Annotated in this window: 16 protein-coding genes; 11 read left to right on the plus strand and 5 right to left on the minus strand. The window is 51.1% G+C overall.

What is annotated here, in order from left to right:
* Window positions 1–164: 164 nt before the first annotated feature.
* The gene (locus tag ACFVRY_RS11690; RefSeq protein ID WP_387500490.1) at window positions 165–866 is read right to left on the minus strand and encodes a GTP pyrophosphokinase; all 702 of its coding nucleotides are present in this window, start codon (window positions 864–866) and stop codon (window positions 165–167) included.
* A gap of 237 nt (window positions 867–1,103) precedes the next feature.
* Window positions 1,104–1,472 carry a hypothetical protein gene (locus ACFVRY_RS11695; protein WP_387500338.1) on the minus strand — a complete coding sequence of 123 codons (369 nt, stop codon included), beginning with the start codon at window positions 1,470–1,472 and terminating at the stop codon, window positions 1,104–1,106.
* Between the two features lie 137 nt (window positions 1,473–1,609).
* Between ACFVRY_RS11695 and ACFVRY_RS11700 the strand changes: the two genes are divergently transcribed.
* From ACFVRY_RS11700 to ACFVRY_RS11715, 4 genes are read left to right on the plus strand one after another with little or no spacing between them, the layout of a single operon-like run.
* Entirely contained in the window at window positions 1,610–2,392 is a 783-nt protein-coding gene (locus ACFVRY_RS11700) for a zinc ribbon domain-containing protein (RefSeq protein WP_387500340.1), read from the plus strand.
* Window positions 2,393–2,421: 29 nt separating this feature from the next.
* Complete coding sequence (locus tag ACFVRY_RS11705) at window positions 2,422–3,222, plus strand: TrmB family transcriptional regulator (protein WP_387500342.1); 801 nt, start codon at window positions 2,422–2,424, stop codon at window positions 3,220–3,222.
* A 49-nt stretch (window positions 3,223–3,271) separates the two neighbouring features.
* Window positions 3,272–3,583 carry a hypothetical protein gene (locus ACFVRY_RS11710; RefSeq protein ID WP_387500344.1) on the plus strand — a complete coding sequence of 104 codons (312 nt, stop codon included), beginning with the start codon at window positions 3,272–3,274 and terminating at the stop codon, window positions 3,581–3,583.
* A 47-nt stretch (window positions 3,584–3,630) separates the two neighbouring features.
* Window positions 3,631–4,224 carry a xanthine phosphoribosyltransferase gene (locus tag ACFVRY_RS11715; RefSeq protein ID WP_387500346.1) on the plus strand — a complete coding sequence of 198 codons (594 nt, stop codon included), beginning with the start codon at window positions 3,631–3,633 and terminating at the stop codon, window positions 4,222–4,224.
* A 171-nt stretch (window positions 4,225–4,395) separates the two neighbouring features.
* Here the strand turns inward: ACFVRY_RS11715 and ACFVRY_RS11720 are convergent, their stop codons facing one another.
* From ACFVRY_RS11720 to ACFVRY_RS11730, 3 genes are all read right to left on the minus strand, one after another.
* Window positions 4,396–5,334, minus strand: a complete 939-nt coding sequence (locus ACFVRY_RS11720) for a diacylglycerol/lipid kinase family protein (RefSeq protein ID WP_387500348.1) — start codon at window positions 5,332–5,334, stop codon at window positions 4,396–4,398.
* Between the two features lie 97 nt (window positions 5,335–5,431).
* Complete coding sequence (locus ACFVRY_RS11725) at window positions 5,432–5,770, minus strand: DUF4870 domain-containing protein (protein ID WP_387500350.1); 339 nt, start codon at window positions 5,768–5,770, stop codon at window positions 5,432–5,434.
* A gap of 59 nt (window positions 5,771–5,829) precedes the next feature.
* Window positions 5,830–6,846, minus strand: a complete 1,017-nt coding sequence (locus tag ACFVRY_RS11730; protein WP_387500352.1) for a serine hydrolase domain-containing protein — start codon at window positions 6,844–6,846, stop codon at window positions 5,830–5,832.
* A 466-nt stretch (window positions 6,847–7,312) separates the two neighbouring features.
* Between ACFVRY_RS11730 and ACFVRY_RS11735 the strand changes: the two genes are divergently transcribed.
* From ACFVRY_RS11735 to ACFVRY_RS11765, 7 genes are all read left to right on the plus strand, one after another.
* On the plus strand, window positions 7,313–7,501 hold the full coding sequence (locus ACFVRY_RS11735; RefSeq protein ID WP_042123803.1) for a hypothetical protein: 189 nt from the start codon (window positions 7,313–7,315) through the stop codon (window positions 7,499–7,501).
* A gap of 458 nt (window positions 7,502–7,959) precedes the next feature.
* Window positions 7,960–9,009 carry a cytochrome c oxidase subunit II gene (gene coxB, locus ACFVRY_RS11740; protein ID WP_387500354.1) on the plus strand — a complete coding sequence of 350 codons (1,050 nt, stop codon included), beginning with the start codon at window positions 7,960–7,962 and terminating at the stop codon, window positions 9,007–9,009.
* Between the two features lie 128 nt (window positions 9,010–9,137).
* Window positions 9,138–10,976, plus strand: a complete 1,839-nt coding sequence (ctaD, locus tag ACFVRY_RS11745) for a cytochrome c oxidase subunit I (RefSeq protein ID WP_387500491.1) — start codon at window positions 9,138–9,140, stop codon at window positions 10,974–10,976.
* A gap of 7 nt (window positions 10,977–10,983) precedes the next feature.
* Window positions 10,984–11,610: a cytochrome c oxidase subunit 3 gene (locus tag ACFVRY_RS11750; protein WP_387500357.1), complete on the plus strand. Its 627-nt coding sequence runs from the start codon at window positions 10,984–10,986 to the stop codon at window positions 11,608–11,610.
* Between the two features lie 3 nt (window positions 11,611–11,613).
* Entirely contained in the window at window positions 11,614–11,937 is a 324-nt protein-coding gene (locus tag ACFVRY_RS11755) for a cytochrome C oxidase subunit IV family protein (protein ID WP_387500359.1), read from the plus strand.
* Window positions 11,938–12,047: 110 nt separating this feature from the next.
* The gene (gene ctaG, locus ACFVRY_RS11760; protein ID WP_387500361.1) at window positions 12,048–12,956 is read left to right on the plus strand and encodes a cytochrome c oxidase assembly factor CtaG; all 909 of its coding nucleotides are present in this window, start codon (window positions 12,048–12,050) and stop codon (window positions 12,954–12,956) included.
* 34 nt (window positions 12,957–12,990) lie between these two features.
* Window positions 12,991–13,455 carry a DUF420 domain-containing protein gene (locus ACFVRY_RS11765; RefSeq protein ID WP_066374639.1) on the plus strand — a complete coding sequence of 155 codons (465 nt, stop codon included), beginning with the start codon at window positions 12,991–12,993 and terminating at the stop codon, window positions 13,453–13,455.
* The last annotated feature ends 130 nt before the right edge of the window (window positions 13,456–13,585 follow it).

Here is a 13,585-nt window from a genome sequence, read left to right on the forward strand (position 1 = left end):
GCCGCTACTCAAGCTCGGGCATGAAGGTTCTTTTTAGATAACGCAGAGTTGTTCAATCAACACTTGTATAGGTAGCAGCCTATTGAGCTATTGACTCTTGGCCTAGGCTTGAAATTCTGTTCAACAATGCTGAGGCTTGTTAGTCTGCTTAAGCAGAACAGTTCTTAAGTATTACGCAGTCCGGTACTGCTACCGTTGCTGTCGCCCTCGGTTAGTTCCAGGATTTCTCTGCGCAGGCGGAGCATTTTTTGATCGAGTTCATCTGCGGCGCGCGCGGCTTCTTTGAGTTCGTCCGCAACATGTGTCGGAAGCTGTTTATCGAATTTATAATACAGAATGTGTTCCATACTTGCCCAGAAATCCATAGCAAGGGTACGAAGCTGAATTTCTGCCTTCACCCAGCGTGTCCCTTCAAGCAGGATCAGCGGGATAGCGACGATAACATGCAGGCTTTGATAGCCGTTCGGCTTAGGATGGGCGATATAATCCTTGATCTCCAGAACGCGCATATCCTCACGTGTACTTAAATGATCCACTAGACGGTAGATATCTTTGACAAATGCACAAACGATTCGCATACCGGCAATATCATGAATATAATTCTCCATATTCTCAAGGCAAAGATCATATCCCTTGCGTTCCATCTTTTGGATGATACTTTTAGGTTCCTTGATACGGGATTTGACATGCTCGATTGGACTAAAGCCATCACGAACCTGCCATTCTGTCCTGATGATATCAATTTTATTCTGAAGCTCATTAAGAGCATGACGGTAAAGGGCCGGTAATGCCTTGAATTCCTCAATCTGTCTGGCAAAATCCTCATTGGCCTTCCATTGCTGAAGATCCTTTACGTGTACCTGCAACTGACTCAGCGTAAGCTGACGGCTTTCTTGTTCGTCTTCCACTGCTTCTCTCCCGATTTCGTTATGTGTAGCTGACTCCATTTTAACCGATCTATGTCCCCGGAAGCAAAAAAACGAACACCGAAGGATTCCCCTCCGGTGTCCGGTCAGCGGCTGTTCAAGGATTCTTCACAATCATTTGGAGTTAAATTACGTATTACTGTACATACAGCCGCTGCATCTTGCGTATCTATTGGTTCAGGGTGTGTCACGGCCATAACCTTTGTCTTGATAAGCGGTGTTCTCCAGCTTGGTTAATACATTCAGGGACTTAATCATTTGTGTGGTGTCGTTGCTGCCATGCTCGTACAAATATGAGTATAAGGCAATGGTCTGATCATCAAACTCCTGGGCGGCGTCATCGTGATCGGCGGATTTAAACGGAACAAAGGCGCGGCGGAACGTATAGTCATCGTCGCTCTCCAGACTAGTTAACAGATCCTGCAGGATCGTAAGCTCCTCATCGTTCAGGTGTATCTCAAACTCATTGGACTCGTTGCGGATATTCTGGATTACGCCATGGGCTGCAGAGACAAAATAACGTTTTTTCTGGTCATCGGTCGGCATCGTGAATCCCTCCATTTTCCGTTATATTGCCCTTGGGTTCATTTTTTACTATTATACACAGAACGGTAAATAATGAATCTGTGCGGCACATTTGGTATGATAGAAGCACGTTTCACTGTGGAGAAGGAGGAGCATCGATGAACTTATTGCAGCGTATCAAGGACGGTGCCAGCCGGGTTACCGAAAAAGCACAAGGTTCTGTGGAGATCGGTAAGCTGAATAACCAGATTTCAGATATCGAGCGTGAGATGGAAGTTGAATTTTTGAAGATGGGCCGGTTTTTCTACGAAGGATATCGTTTGAGAGATATGTCAGAGGCCGAAGGAAAAATGGTGGAGCTGTCACGCGTCTGTTCAAGACACCAGGAGAGAATCGACGTTTTGCGTTCCCGCATAGCTGAGTTGAAAAATGAGCGGTTGTGCGCCTGCGGCCAGGTTGTGGCCCTGGACGCCAATTTTTGTCCTCACTGCGGACGCAAGCAGGAAGAGCAGGCTTTTACGTATAAGGCACCTTCCCAGCCGGAGCCGGTGTATACCGTTCATGAGGAAGAAGATGAGCATCAATACTATGGCGCTGAGGACCTGACCGATGAGGAGCGGGAAATCGCGTTGAAGATGAGTCCGGCTGGCGTGTACTCTGAAACAGGGCTTGCCGAGGATGAACTGCCGCTCGAAGAGTATGATGAGAGCATCTCGGATGTTGATAAGGAACGTCGTCATGCTGATGAATTGGAACGTGAACGGTTACGGCAGCTTGAACTGGATCAGCGCATCCGTGATTGGAAATCGGGAGAACAACAAGATCCGGCAGCGACGAGCGAGGAGCATGGCGGGCGGGATCTGGTGAAATGCCAGATTTGCCGCACAGATCTTCCAAAAGGCTCCATGTGGTGCCCGCGCTGCGGCTCGGAGCAAATATAGTTTTACAGTCAGCTTAGGGGGACACAAGAATGGAACAGTTGCTGCTGCATCTGCGCAATCTGGGCTTCACAGAGATGGAGTCCAAAATTATGGTGGAGCTGGCGACCAAAGGTCAAGCTTCGGGCTATGAAGTAGCCAAACAGCTCGGAGTATCGAGATCTAACGTATATGCTGCGCTGCAGCGTCTGACACAGCAAGGATATGTGCGATGCGGGGAGGGAGAGCCTGCACGGTATAGTGTACTGAATCCGGAGGAACTCTCGACGATGATCTCCGGACGGATTCAGAGCTCCCTCGCTTATATGGAGAACGAAATGCCGCGCGGCGGACCGGTCACCCCATCATTTTACAATGTCGAGGGAGACCGCAACGTGCTTGGCGCACTGATACATCAGTTGAATCTGGCTGAGCAGGAGATCGTGGTTGATGTTTGGCGGGAGGAAGCAACGCTACTGCGCAGCGAGTTGGAACAAGCTGAGCTGCGGGGGGTTAGGCTCCTGTGGGCGTTTGACGGCGACAATGCGGTTGCAGCTCCACCTGCCTGGACGCCGCTCGGCGGAAAGCCGCCGCGCAGTGATGGTCGCAAATTCTCGTTCGTGATCGATCGGAGCTGGTGCATGCTTGGCATGCGTTACAGTGACGGTACGGCACAGGCTGTCGTCACCGAGCATCCGGTGATGGTGGAGTTGCTGCTGAATCACTTTACGCAAGAAATGGTACTTTTCGAGCTAGAGCAGGATATGGGCGCCGAACTGGAACAGCGGTACGGTGATCGCTATAGCAGCATCTATAGTAAATATGTAATGCACAGCGAGGGTGGGCAAGAATAAGGCTGAGCCTTTCGGCCCGAAACGAAATTATTTCAGGGAGGTGAAAGATATGGAATGCATCGTTCATTTTGAAGTTGTGCATCCGGAAGGTCCGAAGCCACTACGCGGACTGTTGTTTTTGGATGAAGGCGCCACTCCGGGTGAGGCTGAGCTGATTGGCATGTTCAAGGACATGAAATTCGAGGTGCGTCTGGAGGACCGGGAGAAGCTGATTTTTAAACCGGTGAATGCAGGGGCTAACTATTCGGAGATTCGGATTACCGGGTATGACACGGGTAACACGCAGGATCAGCATAAAGAAGACCATGATTTGAAATCCATTGTTGGGAACCTTATGCCTCAGAAACCGACCGGGCTGTAGTCTGTGCGGAAGAAAGGGTTCATTTTGTGGGAGAAGGAGGAGTACATATGGATTTGTTGAGGCGAAAAGTAATCGAGGAAGGCATCGTTCTCGGCCAAGGTGTGCTCAAGGTAGATTCTTTCTTGAATCACCAGATGGACCCGATTCTGATGCGGGAGATCGGGCGCGAGTTTACCCGCCGTTTTGCAGGGGAAGAGATTACGAAGGTGCTGACCATCGAGTCCTCTGGCATTGCGCCGGGCATCATGACGGCTCTGGAGCTGGATGTGCCACTGATTTTTGCCCGCAAGCAGAAGTCGTTGACGCTCACAGAAGATATTTATGTGGAGAAGGTGTACTCTTTTACGAAAAAAGAGAGCAATGAAATCACCGTCTCCAAGAAATTCATCGCTCCGGGAGAACGGGTGCTGATCGTCGATGATTTCCTGGCGAACGGCGAAGCTGCCTTTGGACTGGCAAGGATTGTGGAGCAGGCCGGAGGCAGCGTGGCTGGAATCGGTATTGTGATCGAAAAATCTTTCCAGCCGGGCTACCGGCTGCTGCAGGAAGCGGGCTACCGCGTGGAATCGCTCGTGCGAATTGCTTCGCTCACAGACGGGCAAATTGCATTTGTGGAAGACGACGAGGTGCTGCCGGGTTAGACGGCAGCGCCTCGTCGTAGTAAGCGGGAAACCCGGGCGGCTGCCCATGGTTTCCCGCTTGTTTCGCTGCGGCTATTCTACGCCGCAGCGAAAAAGGCCAGCACGCGCAGTAGAGCGCGTGCTGGCCTTTTTTGTCGTGCCGTCCTATCCGGCACGACGGTGCTCTCCTGCCTAGCCGCTGGCTTGGCAGGATCTCTGCGCCGCGGCTGTGCCCTGCGGCGACAGCACGCGCAGCGCGCCAGGCTCGCAGCGCACGGCGAGCGGCGCGAGGCCGAGGCTCTCGCCGTCGCCGATGGCCTGCCGGGGCTGCTCGAAGGTCACAGCTACGCTGCGTCCGCGCAGCATGGTGACGAAGGGCAGGGACACGTGCCTGCCCTTCAGTACCGTAGGGAACAGCCGCAGGAGCTGCCCGCGGCTGCACCCGTGCACGACGCAGACGTCGAGCTGGCCGTCCCCGGCCTCCGCCTGCGGGCAGATCTGTAGCCCGCCGCCATAGCCCGGCAGGTTGCAGACCGAGACGAGCCAGGCCGTCTCGAAGGAATGTTCCTTGCCATCGCAGGCTACGTTGACTCGGCAAGGCTTGAAAGTCAACAGCGTATGCAGGATGCCGATAATATACGCCAACTGCCCGGCACCGATGGCGTTGCAAAAACGCTTGTAGCGGCTGCTATTCACATTAACCGCCACCTGGGCGTCAAAACCGCTAGCGACAGCGGTCAAGGTGAATCCATCCCTGCCGGAGAGCAGGTCACTGTCCAGCCAGCGTCCACCGGTGGCTGTCGCCAGTGCCGTCTCCGGGTCCATAGGGATGCCGAACCCGCGGGCCGTATCATTGCCGGAGCCGGCTGGAATTACCGCAAGTCGGATTCCGGTCTGATGAAGAGCGCCGAGCACGCTGTGAATCGTGCCATCACCCCCGACAACGACGGCAGCCTCCCAATGCTCCCGCCGGGCCAAGGCCTCCAGCACGGCACGTTCTGCGCTTGCAGCATCCTTGGTGAACAGGGTCTCGTAAGAGATGAGCCGCTGCTTCAGCAGCTTCTCTACGATTCGCCATGTTCGCTGCCCTGTGCCTCCCCCGGAACGCGAATTTATGATAAATAAGTACATTTCTTTTCCCCCAGCTTCAAAGATCCAGTCTAGTCTACTCTCCATTGTAAGGAGTGGAAGAGTGAAAGGGAATCTTTTTTACGCAAGAGGAGGGTGATTAAATGTGGCGGAGCTGTTGTTCCGCGAAAGCTCCCGCCCAGGGCAGCCGATACCATCTGCCACCGAGCGAGTGGTAAACCATCAGGAGCCAGATCGCCAGGCCACAGAGGGAGAGGATGGCGGCAATAAACGGACCAATAAGTGGCAGCAGTCCGCTAAGTACATGTCCGACCATCAGCGCGCCGAAGGCGATCAGTGATTGCAAGGCATGGAAAAGCACGAAACGACTTTTTTTCTCCAGCGCTAGAAAAACGATGCCGCCTGCAAAAGGGAAAAAATAGCATAGCGCACCCGCGATATTGTCGGGCAGGCCTGTAGATGATCTGAAAGGGGACAAAGGGATCACACTCCTTCTCCCTATCATTCTATGAGGGCGGTGGACAAAGTATGTGATCCTCAGCTCATGGCAGGGATCAGATATTGCTCCACCAGTCTCCGTGGATTCTTCCATTGCCTGACTTTGGTTTCTGCGGTGAAGATGACAGCGGCGTCCAGGCTTGGCAGCAGCACAATCTGCTGTCCGCCATGGCCGTGCGCAAGTCGGAAGGGCTGTCCGCTCATCGTACCGCACCAGAACTGGTATCCATATTCACCGAAGGCTGGGTAGCCGGATGTTTGAGGTTCAAGAGCTTCCTGTAACCATGTCTGTGGAACGATCTCTTCGCCCGCCCAGAAGCCGCCGCTGAGCAGGCAGATGGCTGTCTTGGCCATATCCCTGGCGGTCAGGAACAGGCCGATATGACCCATGCTATGTCCTTCGGGGCTTGAGGTCCAGGCAACATGATGAATTCCTAGCGGAGTGAAGAAATGCTGGCGGGCATAACTGAAGGTATCCATACCTGTAGACTCCGAGAGCATCATGGAGATCAGGTGGGAATCGGTACTGCGATACTGGAAAGTTCCGATACTGCCGGGAATAATGGGCAGACTCAGGGCAAAGGCCCCCCAGCAGCGGCTGTTGTGGAACTTGCGAATGAGTGGCTCTCCCAGTTTCTTTCCCGTGATCCAACTGAAGCCAGTGGTCATGGTCAGCAAATGACGGAGAGTGAGCTCTTCGAGTTGGGGAGAAGGCTGGGAAGGAATATGACGATGCAGCACCTCGCAGACTGGGGTTTTAACACAAGGAATGTCCCCACGCTTGATCGCAATCCCGGTCATTAGGGAGACGAAGCTTTTGGTGGCTGAACGCAGATCATTCAGTGACCCGGCTTGGAAATCATCATAATAACGCTCAAAGATGAGCTTTCCTTGGCGCACTACTAGCATACTGTGCATTCTGGGATAACTCTGCAGGATGGTCTGATGTGCTTGCTCCAACAGGAAGCTGTCTGTGCTTGTGTCTTCAGGGAGCGCTGTTTCGATGAAGGAGACGGGGTTATGGGGTGAATGAAGTAAATCCAATGGCTGATTCATCATAGCGGCCCCTTTTCTTGATCCAGACAGGCATGCTAGCCGAGTTGAAATATGAGTGTATTTTACCCGGAATCCGAAAAGTTTACCCCTATTCGATGACATAAAATAAAAATATTTCCCATAAGCACATTTTACATGGAAAGGTGGAAGTTGCGCCGGAATATGATACAATATAACGATAAGGCCCGAAAGGAGTGATTCAGTAAGTGGCTCTTCGGGTAATTAAAGTGTCGAGGTGCTTTCATTACAGGCATCTCAAGCTCTCAGCCCAAAATCACGACGAACCTGCTTCTCCTGCAAGATGATGTATCCACGGTCAGTAAGTATTGGAACAGCGTCAAGCGGATAGTGCGAGCTACGTATGTGTAACGGATACTGACTTGCATTTCGGAGTTACGGCGGACTTTTCATCATGCATTCTCTACAACGGAGCATTCATTTTCAATGTTTTGGGAGGGAACTGATCATGGCAAGTAAAGGTCATAACGAAGTTAAGGAAAGTCTACGGGAAATGACACGTATTTTCCGGCCCAAAGATCCCAAGAAATTCGTAAAGGAGTACGTCCGAAAGTATCGGATTACGGGAGGCTATGAAGAAGAGCTGACCATGGTCGTAGAGCATGAACTGGTAAAGATGAATTCATCCGTCTCCTAAATACAAGAGAGGATCATCACCCAGACGTTCTTACGACAACATTCTGAGTAACTACATCCATGAGGATTCTCATAAACCGTGTCCGGCGGCGTGCCGCTTCAGGAAGCGGTTTTTTTGTGTTCAAACGCTGGTGAAAAGTGGAAGAAAATCCGTTGTAAGCAAGCCCAGTAATGAATACATGAATTTTTATCCAACAACCAGACGTATAAAATAGTCAAATGAATTAATAGACACATTTTTAAATGTAATCGGTTACAGTGTGTAATTTAGTTTGTATACGTTTTCAAAAAACGTTAATAAACTCAGTAATGACAAGCATTTTTGCCTTTTAAAAAGACTTTGTGAACTAGCTGTGAACGATTGACAAAACACCCCCTTAAACTTATATTAATAGTGATTGTTATAATTGACAGGGAAAATACGGTAAATTATGAAATCGGGAAAAGCGGGGTAGATCTATGATGAAAACGTGGCAGGCTGTAAGGCGACTCCTTCCCATGATCGCAGTTTTTGGACTCATTCTTCTTACCGGTTGCGGACGCGCGGACTTGTCGGCACTCAGGCCGCAGGGACCGGCGGCAGAAACCTCGTACGGACTCATGAAACTGTCGATTACCATTATGGTTATCGTGCTGCTGATTGTCTTCTCCATCGCGGCGTTTGTGATGATCCGGTTCCGCAGAAAGCCGGGACAGAGCGAGATTCCTGAACAGGTGGAGGGCAGCATCAAGCTGGAGATTCTATGGACCGTGATTCCGCTGATTTTGGTAGTTGTTCTGGCGGTTCCAACGGTAAAAGCGGTGTTTGCTGCCGGTAATGATCATTGGAATGACAAAAATGCAATTAAAGTAAAGGTAACAGGTCACCAATACTGGTGGGAGTTTGAGTACCCTGATTATGGCGTAACTACGGCGCAGGATCTGGTGATTCCTAAGGGAAAGGATATTGCCTTTGAACTGAAGACAGCCGATGTAATACACTCCTTTTGGGTGCCATCGCTCTCTGGTAAGCTGGATACGAACCCGGCGGGTACCATTAACCGCTTTAGCTTCAGTGCGCCAAATGAAGGCGTTTACCGAGGCAAGTGCGCGGAGCTGTGCGGACCTTCTCACGGTCTGATGGAGTTTAAGGTCAAGTCCGTCAGTGAAGAAGCATTTCAGAAATGGATCGACGGCATGAAGAAACCGGCAGCGGTGCTTCCTGAAGATCCAGCCCTGGCCAAGACCTTCAAGGACCAATGTCTGAAATGCCATGCGGTTGGTGATCAGGGGTTATCTGTTGGACCGAACCTGACGGGGATTGGCTCACGGGAAGCCATAGCTGGGATCTTGATCAATGATGATTCAGGAGTAGAGGGTGCTTCTGTTGAGGAGAACTTGAAGACCTGGCTGCATGATCCTAAGAGCGTGAAGCCGAACAATCTGATGCCAAGCCCCAAGGATTTGGGACTGACCGATGAAGAGATTGACGGCATTGCCCATTACCTGGCTAATTACAAATTGAACTAGTCCTTTCAACCATTAAACCAAGCAGCAATTTTGAAAAGGGGGTACGAATCTTGGCTCAAGCAGCTCCTGTCCTGAACCATTCCAAGCCGTTGAAGCATGGTCACACCGTCAAACGGCACACCGGACTGATGGATTGGATCACCACCGTCGATCACAAGAAGATTGCAATTCTGTATTTATGGGCCGGAGGTTTGTTTTTTGGCATCGGCGGTCTGGAAGCGATCCTGATCCGAATTCAGCTCATCAAGCCGATGAATACCTTTCTGAACGCTCAGCTCTTCAATGAGTTGATTACGATGCACGGAACCACGATGATCTTCCTTGGCGTTATGCCGATTATCTTCGCCCTAATGAATGCGGTCATTCCGCTACAGATCGGGGCACGCGACGTTGCTTTTCCTTTTCTTAATGCGCTTGGCTTTTGGACCTTCCTGTTCGGCGGCCTGCTGCTCAATCTCAGCTGGGTTATGGGTGGTGCACCTGATGCCGGCTGGACAGCCTACGCGCCATTGTCTACCAGCACTTATAGTACGACACACGGAGTAGACTTTTATACTATCGGCTTGCAGATCGCGGGCTTAGGTACCCTGATTGGGGGCATTAACTTTCTGGCAACCATTATCACAATGCGTGCGCCGGGAATGTCCTACATGCGGATGCCGATGTTTGCTTGGACCACATTTATTACTTCCGCTATTATTCTCTTCGCTTTTCCGGCCATTACGGTGGGCCTGGTACTACTGACTTTTGACCGAATCCTTGGAGCGAACTTCTTCGAGGTTGGTGCCGGCGGTAACCCCGTGCTTTGGCAGCATATCTTCTGGATTTTCGGACATCCCGAAGTGTATATCCTGATCCTGCCTGCGTTCGGGATCATCTCCGAGATTATTCCGACCTTCTCGCGCAAGCGTCTGTTCGGATATAGCTCAATGGTCTTCGCTACGATTTTGATCGCCTTTCTCGGATTCATGGTCTGGGCGCATCATATGTTCACTACAGGGCTTGGACCGGTCGCAAATGCGCTGTTCTCGGTCTCGACGATGCTTATTGCCGTACCTACCGGAATCAAAATCTTCAACTGGCTTTTCACGATGTGGGGTGGACAGGTGCGTTTCACCACGCCGAATCTCTTCGCAGCTGGTTTCATTCCAACCTTTACAATGGGCGGTGTCACCGGGGTCATGCTGGCGTCTGCACCAGCCGACTTTCAGTTCCATGACACATATTTTGTCGTAGCACATTTTCACTATGTTATCGTAGGCGGCCTAGTACTCGGGCTGTTTGGCGGGCTGCATTACTGGTGGCCGAAGATGTTCGGACGCATGCTAAGCGAGAAGCTCGGCAAGTGGACCTTCTGGACCTTCATTCTTGGGTTCCATATGACGTTCTTTGTTCAGCACTTCCTTGGACTGATGGGCATGCAGCGCCGTGTCTTCACGTATCTGCCGAACCAGCAGTTTGATCTCCTGAACCTGATTAGTACGATCGGTGCGGGTCTGATGGGTGTGGGAATGATTATCTTCCTGACCAACGTATTCCTGACTTCCAGAAAATCTGTGGGTGTCGCAGACGATCCTTGGGAAGACGGTCGTACATTGGAGTGGAGCATTCCTTCTCCGCCACCGGAGTATAACTTCAAGCAAACGCCGCTAGTGCGCGGCGTTGATGCTCTCTGGAAAGAAAAAACAGCAGGACATAAAGGGATGACACCTGCGGAGCCAGTCGGTTCCATCCACATGCCTTCCGCAACCGCACTGCCGTTCGTCATGTCCGTGGGAATCTTCATAGCGGGACTTGGATTTATGTTCAGCAGGGATGATTTCGGCAACGCATTTATGAGCTTTATTTTCAATAATTACATTGTAACGGCAATCGGGCTTCTCATTACATTCGGGTCGATGGTGCTGCGTTCCGTGTTCGATGATCACGGCTGGCATATTGAACCTGAAGAGTTGGAAGAGGGGTGAGGATGGAATGACAACGGCACACGCAGAAGCAGCTAACGGCGCGCTTCCACACGAACCGGAAAAAGCGACCCTGGAGGGACGCAATAAAGTTCTCGCCTTCTGGCTATTCCTGGGCGGGGAAGCGGTGCTCTTCGGCACACTGTTCGCCACCTTCCTGGCCCTGCGCAATCAGACCAATGAAGGCCCCACGGCTAATGAACTATTTCATCTGCCATTGGTTGCAGCGGCAACCTTCATCCTGTTAGTGAGCAGTCTAACGAGCGTATTTGCCATCCAGGCGATGCACCGGAATCGTCCGGCTGTGCTGCGGAACTGGCTGCTGCTTACTGTGCTGCTGGGACTCGGCTTTCTTGGACTGGAAATCTATGAGTTCAGTGAGTATATAAGACATGAAGAATTTGGAATGACTACAAGTGCATTCAGCTCCGCGTTCTACACGCTAGTTGGGTTCCACGGCGCACACGTTGCCTTCGGGATTGTCTGGATCGGAATTCTGATCGCTCAACTGTCTCGCAAGGGACTGAACGTTATCACTGCGCCGAAGATTTATGTCTCAGCCATGTACTGGCACTTTATCGACGTGGTCTGGGTATTCATCTTCACAGTGGTATACCTGCTCGGAAAGGTGGGTTAGATCATGACGACGGATCAAGATACACCACAAAGCGGAGTCAAGCACCGCTACCGGCATGAAGGACCACAAAAGCATATTGTAGTATTCATCTTTTCGATTGTACTGACCTTGATCGCTTTCGCTGCAGTAGCGGCAGGAGGAGTCAATGCATCGTTCGCGGTGATTCTCCTGTTGGTAATGGCTGTACTGCAAGTGTTTGTGCAGATGGGGTACTGGATGCACTTGAAGGATAAAGGGCATATGCTGCCCATCCTGTTCATGATCGGTGGATTTTTTGTAGCAGGTACTTGTATTGTCATGTCACTCTACTGGGTATGGTGGGACTAAAGGTGATTTGCGGAAGAGGCGGGCAGTTCATGCCCCCTCTTTTTGGCATTATGGCTACGCAAATGAAGACCTTATTACCCGCTTCCCTGCTAAGGAGGCATAAATAAGACATGCTGGGATTACAGTATTTTAGCTTTGCTGATTTATGGAGCCCGTTGTTTTTGGCGGGGATGCTGTTGGTTACAGCAGCCTATTTTGTATTGATTGGACCATTGTCGTCACGGTTCTCCGGTGCTGCGCCCGTATCGTTCTTTCGCAGAACCCTGTTTCTATGTGGGATGCTGGCACTGTATTTGGCCCAGGGGGGGCCAGTTAGCTTACTGGGGCATATCATGTTCTCTTTTCATATGCTGAGTATGGCCTTGTCCTATCTTGTCGCGGTGCCCTTGATCATGTTAGGTATTCCCGACTGGATTTGGAGGGCAGCCTTGAAGGCCAATCCTTTGCGGCGTCTGTCGTTTTTGGCCCATCCGGTGGTGGCGGCACTGTTGTTCAACGGATTATTTTCGCTGTACCACGTGCCGGTGATTCATGATTATGTTATGCTGCATTTTACGGTTCACCGTCTCTATTATATGATCCTCTTCCTGACAGCTGCCTTAATGTGGTGGACGCTGATTAACCCGCTGCCAGAACGCAAGATGGCTTCAGGACTCGGCAAAAGCGGCTTTATCTTCCTGAACATGGTGCTACTGACGCCGGCTTGCGGATTGATTATTTTTGCCGATCAACCACTCTATGCCACTTACAGTGATCCTGATACTTGGGCTAAGGCGATGGGCTACTGTGTGTCCGGTGACCCCGCTGCGCTCTTGAAGGCATTTGGGGGTCCGACGTTCTTCGGATGGCTGTCACCAAAGGTGGATCAGCAGGTGGGCGGCATCGCGATGAAGTTCATTCAGGAATTTATTTTCGCCTCGATGCTTGCTTATGTGTTCTATCATTGGTATAAAAAAGAGAACGGACAAGACGACAGGGAAGACTCCGGAACCTCTTCCGGGCTGGAAGGTGTCGTTTGATCCGTGATAGCTGGGAATGCCGAGGGGGATAATCATGGATATTTTTACGTTGTTTCCAACGATCAGTACGTCATTCATCGTGCTTAGTGCGGTGTTGGTAGCGATTGGCTGGGGACTCATCATCAAGGGCAAACGCGAAGCGCACAAGAATACAATGATTGCTGCCGCTGTCGCTGCTCTGCTGTTCTTTATTGTTTATGTTTCGAGAACGCTGTTTGTGGGGAACACTTCATGGGGTGGACCGGACGAACTGAAGACCATTTATCAGGTGTTTCTGATCTTCCATATTGTACTGGCCACCGTGGCTGCTGTATTCGGGTTAACTACGCTTACGCTGGGGTTCAAGGCGAAGTATGCTAAGCATCGCAAATGGGGAAGAGTGACCTCTGTAATTTGGTTCATTACCGCCATTACGGGCGTTATGGTGTATGTGCTGCTGTACATGTTGTATCCGGGCGGTCATACGAAGCCGGTATGGGAAGTCATTATGGGCGCATAGACGCCAGCGGAACAGGCCTAGTGGATTTGTATGTCTCCTGCCCGGAAGCATGCAGCCACAGGCCTGTTTTTTATCAGGAAAGAGAAGATTATGTATACTCTTTATGAGACCGCTTTCCTGCTGGGAAATC

This window comes from Paenibacillus sp. NPDC057934 (genome assembly GCF_042887565.1).
Lineage (GTDB): Bacteria > Bacillota > Bacilli > Paenibacillales > Paenibacillaceae > Paenibacillus_AQ.

Coding starts and splice junctions, on each gene's coding strand:
- ACFVRY_RS11715 (WP_387500346.1), top strand. CDS start 3,631: ATGGATTTGTTGAGGCGAAAAGTAATCGAGGAAGGCATCGTTCTCGGC.
- ACFVRY_RS11765 (WP_066374639.1), top strand. CDS start 12,991: ATGGATATTTTTACGTTGTTTCCAACGATCAGTACGTCATTCATCGTG.
- ctaD (WP_387500491.1), top strand. CDS start 9,138: ATGGATTGGATCACCACCGTCGATCACAAGAAGATTGCAATTCTGTAT.
- ACFVRY_RS11710 (WP_387500344.1), top strand. CDS start 3,272: ATGGAATGCATCGTTCATTTTGAAGTTGTGCATCCGGAAGGTCCGAAG.
- ACFVRY_RS11750 (WP_387500357.1), top strand. CDS start 10,984: ATGACAACGGCACACGCAGAAGCAGCTAACGGCGCGCTTCCACACGAA.
- ACFVRY_RS11735 (WP_042123803.1), top strand. CDS start 7,313: ATGGCAAGTAAAGGTCATAACGAAGTTAAGGAAAGTCTACGGGAAATG.
- ACFVRY_RS11720 (WP_387500348.1), bottom strand. CDS start 5,334: ATGTACTTATTTATCATAAATTCGCGTTCCGGGGGAGGCACAGGGCAG.
- coxB (WP_387500354.1), top strand. CDS start 7,960: ATGATGAAAACGTGGCAGGCTGTAAGGCGACTCCTTCCCATGATCGCA.
- ACFVRY_RS11755 (WP_387500359.1), top strand. CDS start 11,614: ATGACGACGGATCAAGATACACCACAAAGCGGAGTCAAGCACCGCTAC.
- ACFVRY_RS11695 (WP_387500338.1), bottom strand. CDS start 1,472: ATGCCGACCGATGACCAGAAAAAACGTTATTTTGTCTCTGCAGCCCAT.
- ACFVRY_RS11705 (WP_387500342.1), top strand. CDS start 2,422: ATGGAACAGTTGCTGCTGCATCTGCGCAATCTGGGCTTCACAGAGATG.
- ACFVRY_RS11730 (WP_387500352.1), bottom strand. CDS start 6,846: ATGAATCAGCCATTGGATTTACTTCATTCACCCCATAACCCCGTCTCC.
- ctaG (WP_387500361.1), top strand. CDS start 12,048: ATGCTGGGATTACAGTATTTTAGCTTTGCTGATTTATGGAGCCCGTTG.
- ACFVRY_RS11700 (WP_387500340.1), top strand. CDS start 1,610: ATGAACTTATTGCAGCGTATCAAGGACGGTGCCAGCCGGGTTACCGAA.